1 protein-coding gene is annotated in these 452 nt (G+C 47.1%); it reads right to left on the bottom strand.

All coding sequences use genetic code 11. The features are described from left to right. On the bottom strand, nucleotides 1-452 hold a 452-nt coding region (locus tag HMPREF3182_RS07605), incomplete at both ends, for a hypothetical protein (protein WP_206445530.1).

Below are 452 nucleotides of genomic sequence, written 5' to 3'. Positions count from 1 at the left end.
CATCTGCCGCTTTACCTTTAATGACAAATCCTAAGTTCTTCAAATCTGCCACGGTCGCTACGGTGCCGTCTTTCGCCTTCGCCAAATCTGCCAAGCCGTTAGTCGGGTCATTTGCTTTATTAATAGTTTCCGTTGCCGGTGCTACATTCGTGAGCTGCATAGGCTTATCTTTTTCGCCCAAACGTACGCCTGCCGGATCGACCGGTCCCGCTGTTGTATTCGGAGTTCCGTCCGGATTCGGTTTGTAGTACTTATCGCCATCTTTTACAAGCGGATTGCCGTCTTTATCTACATACGTTGTCGGCGCGGATCCCTTCTTCGCATTTTCTGCGTTGACCGCTTTGGCAATATCTTCTTTATTTACCTTCACAGTTACTTTACTTACACCGTTTGCAGATTCAGTAATAACTTTGGCCAAATCTTCCCCGGCAAATTCTACCGTATTGGCATGT

It is taken from the genome of Megasphaera hutchinsoni (assembly GCF_001553405.1).
Taxonomy (GTDB): domain Bacteria; phylum Bacillota; class Negativicutes; order Veillonellales; family Megasphaeraceae; genus Megasphaera; species Megasphaera hutchinsoni.
This window is presented reverse-complemented; position numbering and strand designations above follow the sequence as displayed.